At 73.4% G+C, this 7,917-nt stretch carries 6 protein-coding genes; 1 reads left to right on the forward strand and 5 read right to left on the reverse strand.

Features of this window, described 5'->3' with window-relative positions:
- Positions 1 to 351: 351 nt before the first annotated feature.
- On the forward strand, positions 352 to 1,599 hold the full coding sequence (locus ACIQGZ_RS23185; protein ID WP_402604729.1) for a YcaO-like family protein: 1,248 nt from the start codon (positions 352 to 354) through the stop codon (positions 1,597 to 1,599).
- A 42-nt stretch (positions 1,600 to 1,641) separates the two neighbouring features.
- On the opposite strand, the gene ACIQGZ_RS23190 is transcribed toward ACIQGZ_RS23185, so the two are convergent.
- The 5 genes from ACIQGZ_RS23190 to ACIQGZ_RS23210 form a co-directional block, all read right to left on the reverse strand.
- Positions 1,642 to 2,904, reverse strand: coding sequence for an FAD-dependent oxidoreductase (locus ACIQGZ_RS23190; protein ID WP_402604732.1), 1,263 nt, complete (start codon positions 2,902 to 2,904; stop codon positions 1,642 to 1,644).
- 39 nt (positions 2,905 to 2,943) lie between these two features.
- Positions 2,944 to 4,293, reverse strand: coding sequence for a cytochrome P450 (locus ACIQGZ_RS23195; RefSeq protein ID WP_402604735.1), 1,350 nt, complete (start codon positions 4,291 to 4,293; stop codon positions 2,944 to 2,946).
- Positions 4,294 to 4,360: 67 nt separating this feature from the next.
- Positions 4,361 to 5,467 carry a ferritin-like protein gene (locus tag ACIQGZ_RS23200; RefSeq protein ID WP_402604737.1) on the reverse strand — a complete coding sequence of 369 codons (1,107 nt, stop codon included), beginning with the start codon at positions 5,465 to 5,467 and terminating at the stop codon, positions 4,361 to 4,363.
- Between the two features lie 238 nt (positions 5,468 to 5,705).
- Entirely contained in the window at positions 5,706 to 6,260 is a 555-nt protein-coding gene (locus tag ACIQGZ_RS23205) for an EF-hand domain-containing protein (protein ID WP_402604739.1), read from the reverse strand.
- Positions 6,261 to 6,562: 302 nt separating this feature from the next.
- Positions 6,563 to 7,711 carry a polysaccharide deacetylase family protein gene (locus ACIQGZ_RS23210; RefSeq protein WP_402604741.1) on the reverse strand — a complete coding sequence of 383 codons (1,149 nt, stop codon included), beginning with the start codon at positions 7,709 to 7,711 and terminating at the stop codon, positions 6,563 to 6,565.
- Positions 7,712 to 7,917 lie beyond the last annotated feature (206 nt).

Consider the following 7,917-nt stretch of genomic DNA (forward strand, 5'->3'; position numbering starts at 1 on the left):
AAAGCGTTGCGCTGCCCCGGCGCTCTGCCCGCCGCAGGTGCTTGCCTCCGCCACCCCGGGGAACGTCCCCTGCCGTAGCCGACCGGCTACGCGAGTTCACCGATGGGAGAGATGTCATGGGTGCGGATGCGGCCTGGTGCCTGAACGACGCTTCGCCGGAGGGGGAGGACCTGACCCCGGCCGAGGAGCGCCAGCTCGAAGAGATCGAGAACGGCATCGTCGAGGCGAACTGACCCCTCGGGGCTCACCTCCGGGTGGGCGTACGGCATCGGGCCGACGCCCACCCGGCGGGTGCGCGCAGCACCGATCACACCGCAGGAAGGAGCGCCCGTCCTCCGGTCGGGCCGGACCATGACGACGACACAGCGAACCGCCACCGCCCCGAACCAGGCAGGAGAGCGGGACCTGGACCTGCCCGAGGCATGGCGCCGAGGGCAGGCCGCCGCAGGCGAAGCGGGCCTCGCCGCACACCTGTCGGACCGCGGCGACGCATGGCGCTGCGACCTGCTGCGCGCGGACGGCTCCCGGCCGCCAGGCGCCACCGGATCGGGCAAGGGCGACCCGGCCGCAGCGCGGGTCGGCGCGCTGTTCGAGGCACTTGAGCACTACCGCAGCCACGCCGCCCGGGTGCGCCCCGAGGAGTTGGTCCTGCACCGCGCGGGCGACCTCGCCACCGGCGAACTGGCCGCCGAACCGGGTGTCTCGCTGCTGGCACACACCCCCGCCGCACGGGTGGCCTGCCGCCGGCACACCGCGCTGCGCGGCCCGGGGGCACTCGACGTACCGCTCCTGCTCACCTGCCCGTCCTATGTGAGCAGCGCGGAGGGCGCTCGGCTCCGGGCCCTGGCCGGTGACACATGCGCGTACGCGTCGGCCTCGCGCTACAGCAACAACAGCGGTACCGCGAGCGGTGCCTCGCCCACCGAGGCGGTGGTGCACGCGCTGGCCGAGACGGTCGAGCGCGACGCCTTCTCGCTGCTGCTCATCGGTACCTTCCTCGTGCCGTCTCCGGCGCGGCTGCGGCTGGTCGACACCGGCACCCTGCCCGACGCCCTCGCCGCGCTGCTCGGATACGCCGAGCGGCGGGTCGGGCGGCCGGTCCACCTGATCGAGATGACGACCGATCTGGGCGTGCCCGCCTACTGCGCCCATGCCGCGCCGGACGGGGAGTTCAGGCTCCAGGGGTACGGGGCCTCGCTGTCGGCGGCCCATGCGGTGCGGCGCGCGCTGCGGGAGCTGCTACAGATCTCCGCGCCCCGGGAGCGGGCGTTGTGGGTGCCGCGCGACTTCGGGGTGCTGCGGCGCAGGCCACGGCTGCTGGCCGCCGGGCGGGCGGATTTCGGGCCGCGTCTCGCGGGCGCGCTGGAGGTGCCGTTCCGGGAGACCGCCGCCCCGGCCACGGCGCGGGGCCACCTGGACGCCCTGGTGGCGCTGCTCGGCGCGCAGGGGTACCGGCCGTTCGCCTGTGTGCTGCACCGGGCTTCCAACGGCGTGGCGACGGTGAGTACGTACACTCCCCGGCTGGAGCGCTTCCTCACCGTGACGGGCGGGAACGCGGTGGTGCCGGGGCCACGCGGGCGGGCCGTGCACGGCGGGTGACGGGTCCGGGGCGGGGGCCGCTCCGGCCGGGGGCGGCGCCGGTCACCAGGGGGCGCCGAGCGCCGCCGCAGCCCGTACGCCGGACAGGCAGCCGTCCTCGTGGTAGCCGCCCGCGTGGTGGTACGCACCGGCGAAGGCCAGCCGGTGGTCGGAGAGGAGCGGCAGGAGCCGCTGCGCGGCGGCGCTCTCGGGGGTCCAGGCGGGGTGCTCATAGCCGAGGGTGGCGATGACGGCGGCGGGGGCGGCTCGCCGGGCCTCGTCGTTGAAGGACGCGATGTGGTCGGCGGCCGCCGTGATGCCCTGGAGCCGGTTGAGGTCGATGCTCAGTGCGGGGGTCGCGTTCGCCGGGTGGCAGGACTGCTGGCGGTAGTTGTGGGTGCGGCGCATGCCCGGTGCGCTGGGGAGCACGGAGGCGTCGGTGTGCAGCACACCGGGGTTGGCCGCGTAGTGGAAGCTGCCGAGGATGCGCGCCTCGCCGTCGGACGGGTCGGCCAGCAGCTCCAGCGCCTGCCGGGGGTGGGTGGCGATGACGGCCTTGTCGAAGGAGCGGACGGTGCCGGTGGCGTCGCGGACGTCGACGGCGCGGGCGGTGCGTCGCACGGAGCGGACCGGGGTCGAGCGCAGGACGGCGGTCAGCCGCGCGGCGATGCGTTCCACGTAGCGGGCGGTGCCGCCGACGATGGAGCGCCAGCCGCTGTCGCCGGCCAGGACGCCGTTGTGGTCCAGCGTCTCGAAGAGGTGGCCGAGCGGGAAGCGCCGGACGCTGTCGGCGGGGACGAGCCCCATGGTGACCATGAGCGGCATGATGAGGTGCCCGACGACGTAGTCGGTGTACTGCCCGGCGTCGATCAGCTCCTGGAGCGTACGGTCGGCCGCGCCGGCGCCGAGGGCGGTCGCCAGCTCGTCGGAGAACCGCTTCGTCTGCTCGGTGACGCGCTGCCAGGCGGCTGCGGGCATCGCCTGCGGCCGGGGCGGGGGCCGGTGCAGGTCGTGGGCGTCCGGGTTCGCGAATCCGCACTCCGCACAGGTCACACTCAGTGTGATGTCGCCCAACGGTCTGGTGGTGACGCCGAGTTCGCCGAGCAGGCGCATCACATGCGGATTGCCCCGCGCGTGGACCATCATCACGGCCGTGTCGACCGCGACGCTGCCGCCCGCTCCGTCGGGCACGGTGTGGGTCTCGGCGTGGCCGCCGAGCCGGGGGGCCGCCTCGTACAGGGTGACGTCGTACGAGCGCTGGAGGAGGTGGGCGGCGGTCAGCCCGCCCACTCCGGAGCCGATCACCGCGACGCTGGTCCTGGGCACTGCTGTCTCCTTGGCGGTGGCTGGTCGTCGGGCCCGGCTTCAGCGGGCCGGGGCGCCGGTCGCGTGCCGTTGGTGCAGGCGCATGGTGAGCCGGTGGGGTCCGAGGGTGGCCCGGCGGGAGGCGCGGACCCGCCGACCCGGGACGGGCTCCAGCTGCCAGTGGGCGGCGATGGAGGCGAGGGCGAGGACCGTCTCGGTGAGGGCGAAGGTCTCCCCGAGGCACTTGCGGGCGCCGCCGCCGAACGGGATCAGGCTGCCGTGCACGGGCTTGGGGCCCATGCTCGGGCGGTCGGGCTCGAAGGACTCCGGGTCCGGGTGGAGGTCGGCGCGGTGGTGCAGCTGGTAGGAGCTGTAGACGACGGTGGTCCCGGCGGGCAGGTGGTGGCCGCCGAGTTCGGTGTCGGCGGTGGTCCTGCGGGTGATGAGCCAGCCCGGCGGGTACAGGCGCAGGGTCTCGGTGACGACCCGGCGGGTGAGGTCGAGCGCGGGCAGGTCCTCGTGGCGGGCGGTGCGGCCGCCCAGCACGGTGTCGGCCTCGGCCTGGACGCGGGCCCGGATGTCCGGGCGGGTCCCGAGCAGGTGCCAGGCCCACGCCAGCGTGCAGGCGGTGGTCTCGACCCCCGCGATGACGAAGGTGACCATCTGGTCGTGGACCTCGGTGTCGGTCAGACCCCGCCCGTCCTGGTCGCGGGCGGTCAGCAGGGTGGACAGCAGGTCGTCCTGGTGGACGCCGGTGGCGCGGCGGTCGGTGATCAGCGTCTGGGTGAGCGCGCGCAGATGCGCGCGGGCCCGGGTGAAGCGCCGGTTGGCGGGGGTGGGGAGCCGGTCGGCCAGCGGCAGGGCGAGCATCACGCGCCGGGCGACGGAGGTGCTGATCGCGGTGACGCTGTCGTACACGGCGGGCAGGGCGGCGCTGTCGAGCGTGAACAGGCAGCCGGCGGTGATCGCGGCGGAGAGTCGGCTCATCTCGGCGGGCACGTCCAGGACCTGCCCGTGGCGCCAGTGCCGGGTGAGGGCGGCGATCTCCCGCGTCATCGTCGCCGCGTAGCCCGGCAGCTGGGTGTGGTGGAACGCGGGCTGCACCAGCCTGCGCTGCCGACGGTGGGCGGCGGCCGGACAGCTGGAGATCCCGTCGCCGGCCGCCTCCCGGAACTTGTCGTAGAACGGGCCGCCCTTGTCGAAGGTGCGGTCCTCGGTCAGGACGCGGTGGACCAGGTCGGGGTGGCACACCACATACGCCTGGTGCGGGCCCATGCGAATGCGCACCAGGTCGCCGTGGGCGGGCAGGGATGCCACCAGGTCCAGCGGCCTGCGTACGAGCGCGAGTGTGTGGCCGAGCAGCGGCAGCGCACCGGGGGCGCTGGCCAGGGCATACGCGGGGGTCGTCACCGGTTCTCCTCTCGTTTCGGGGTTCGGTGGTACGGGCCCTCCGACCGGCGGGGCGGCGCGAGCGCGGTCAGGGCTCCCGGTCGACGTAGCGGAACTCCGGTCCGTAGGTCGCCCCCCGGCCGTCCGGCAGCGGGATGCGGACCAGGACGCGCGCGAGGGTCCGCAGGTGCCCCATGGATTTGATCGCCTTGCTGAGCTCGGCGTACTGGGCGGCCTTCGACGTCGCTCGCCAGACGGATTCCAGAGACCGCAGCATCGAGCTGTAGTGGGCGTTGAAGTCGTCCAGGATGACCTCGACGCCGCCGGTGGGCCGGTTGGCCGGGTCGCCGGCCCAGCCCCCGTCGGGCACCCGCCCCATGGGATGGGCGGCCGGCATCGGGACCGGCGGGCCGGTGAAGTCCCAGGCCGGGGAGCCGGGTGCGCCGCCCCGGCCGGTCCTGGCGAGCTTGCGGCCGTGGGCGATCTCCAGGAAGGCGTAGTAGTGGGCCGGCTCGTCCGGGCCGGCGGGGTAGGGGTTGTCCGGGCAGCCGTCGGCGCCTTCGCTCTGCTCCACGATGACGCCGATGGCGGCGTCGGCGGCCTGCCAGCCGACGACGGGGGTGATGGCGCTGCCGCCGCCGAACCGCTTGGACAGGTCGACGTCCAGCTGCGGGCCCGGGTCGGCGTCGAACAGGTGCCGGTTGCGCGCCATGGCCGTCCGCACCTTGGCGTAGAACGCCCCCATGGTGCCGGTGGTACCGCCGGGGGCGCCGGGGGCGAGCGGGCGGTCGGGCATCTCGATGCGGGCGTACATCTCGGCGGTCTGCCGGTCGAGCCCGGCGAGGTGGACCGTCAGACCGGGCCGGAGCCCGCCGGGCAGCGGTCCCGGATACGTCGGCACGGTGCGCGGGTCGGTCAGCACCGGCGCGCCGCCCACGGCGCAGAGGATGTTGGCCGCCAGGCCGAGGTGGGTCATCTCGTCGAAGACGATGTCGCGGAGCGCCGTGTGGACGGCGTCGTCGGGCGTCGGGTCCTTGATCGACCACAGGCCGCACGAGTAGACGGGGATGGTGGCCAGCTCCAGCAGGACCGCGAGTCGCAGCGCGGCTCTGAGCCACTCGGCTCCGCAGTCCGCGTCATCGACCCGCATCAGGCCGTCGGCCGTGCCACTCGGGCAGTCGAGCACCCCTGTCATCGCACGCACCTCTTCCGCACCCTGCCTGCCGGTCCGCTGCCGGAACCTACTGCGGTGGACGGCGACGTGCGGGCAGACACCGGGGCACCGCCGAGCGGTTCACCCCGGCGGCCCAACCGCCGGCCGGGCATCCGGCCGGCGGCCGGTCGGCGGCCGGGTGAGGGCACAGGTCGGGCCCGGCCGTCCGGCTGTGCGCCGCGCGACCGGGCCCGACCGCGAACCGACCGGCCGGGAGGGCTCAGACGGCTCCGAACAGCCGACCGCCGGGCGCCGCCGGATCGGTGGACATGAAGAACTCACGCGCGGCCCGGATGAACTCCGAACGGGAAATCCGTCCGTCGCCGTCCGCGTCCAGGGCCGCGAACGCCTGGATGGTGTCGGGCATCGGAACGCCCCAGACGTTTCCCAGGAACCTGGCGAACTCGTCCTTGTCGATCTCGTTGTCGCCATTGACGTCCACGACGTCGAACAGCACATTGCTCAGGCCGTCGACCGAGTCGAAGCGGCTGTTGTCGAAGGTCGACGTCCGGGCTGCCGCGATGTACTCGTCCTTGGAGATCCGCTGGTCGCCGTTGGCGTCCGCATGACGGGCGAGTTCCTGCCAGAACATGGCGTACCCGGCCTGCAGGGCCGTGGCCCGGCGGTCACCGCGGTCCAGCCGGTACTCGTTCAGGAGCCGGTCGACGAGCTGCTGGAAGTCGCTCCACTCGACGTACCCGTTGTGGTCGGAATCGAGGGTGTTGAAAATCTTCTCGATTTTGAGGGTGATGATGTCAGGAGCCGTAGTGGCCATTTCTTCTTCCTTTTCGGAAGGAGTGGGGGACGGCGAGCACGGCGCATTCGCCGAACGCCACGCTAGCAGCGGACGAACCGACCGGCCGTGCGAGGAATGCCCGCGCTGCTGCGGTCAGGTGAATGGATTGCTCCACCCGCGCGGATCACCGGTCGCGGGCGCATGACGGGGAGCGGGGGCCGGCCCGGACCGCCGGACTGCCGGACCGCCGGACCGCCGGCGGTCCGGGCGGGTTCGGACGGCAGCGGCCCGGACCGCGCGGGTGCGCGGTCCGGGCCGGGGGAGCCTGGCGTGGGGTCAGGTCAGGCGGTGGTGCAGGTGGTGCCGTTGAGGGTGAAGGCGGAGGGCTTGGTGAAGGTGGAGCCGGTCCAGGTGCCCTGGAAGCCGAAGGCGGCGGTGCCGCCGTTGGCGGGGATCTGGCCGTTGAAGGAGACGTTGGTGGCCTTCACGGCGCCGCTGTTGGGCGAGATGTTGGCGTTCCAGACGCTGGAGATGGACTGTCCGCTGGGCAGGGTGTAGCCGAGGGTCCAGCCGTTGATGGCGGTGGAGCCGGTGTTGGTGATGGTGACGTCGGCGGTGAAGCCGCCCTGCCAGGAGTTGGGGTTGTAGGTGACCTTGCAGCCGCCGGGGGTGCCGGTGCCGCCGGTGGTGGTCCCGCCGGTCGTGGTGCCGCCGGTCGTGGTGCCGCCCGTGGTCGTCCCACCGGTGGTGGTGCCGCCCGTGGTGGTGGTCCCGCCGGTCGTACCGCTGCCGCCGTCGGGGGCCACGGCGCGGCCGGTCTGCGGGGAGATCATGCCGGCGCACAGGCCCCGGTTGGCCAGGCCCTGCGCGATGCGCGGGATAGCGGCGAGGGTGTTGGCGGGCCACTCGTGCATGAGGATGACCTGGCCGTTGGTGAGCTGCGCGTTGGCCTGCACGATCGCGTCGACGCTGGCGCCGTTCCAGTCCTGCGAGTCGACGTCCCAGATGACCTCGGTCAGGCCGTACTTGGCCTCGACCGACTTCAGCGTGGAGTTGGTCTCACCGTACGGCGGGCGGAACAGCTTCGGCGTGCCGCCGCCCGCGTTGGCGATGGCCTGCTGGGTCTGGCCGACCTCGGAGTCGATCTGCGACTGGCTCTGCTGGGTCAGGTGCGGGTGGGTGTAGCTGTGGTTGCCGATCCACATACCGGCGGCGAGCTCGGCCTTGACCTGGGCCGGGTAGGAGGCGGCGTACTGGCCCTCGTTGAACACCGTGGCCCGCAGCCCGTTCTGCTTGAGCGCGTTGAGCAGGGCCGGGGTGTGGTCATTGGACGGGCCGTCATCGAAGGTGATCCCGACGTACCCGTTACAGGTGGCGGCATGGGACGGGGTGGCGTTGACGGTGAGGGCGACGGTGCTCGCGATCGCCATCGCGGCGACGGCCAGTCCCGTGACCAGGGGGCGTATTGACAGGCGGGGCGTGAAGTGCATACGGAGGGCTCCTACTCGTGCCGGCGGCGGACCGCGCTGTGGGGGACAGCGAGCGGCCGAGGACGCGGGGTGCCTCCTCGGCCGCTCTGGGTCTGTCGGGTGTGCTGGGTGCTGGCGTGGGGTCAGGTCAGGCGGTGGTGCAGGTGGTGCCGTTGAGGGTGAAGGCGGAGGGCTTGGTGAAGGTGGAGCCGGTCCAGGTGCCCTGG

The organism is Streptomyces sp. NPDC092296, from assembly GCF_044755465.1.
GTDB lineage: Bacteria > Actinomycetota > Actinomycetes > Streptomycetales > Streptomycetaceae > Peterkaempfera.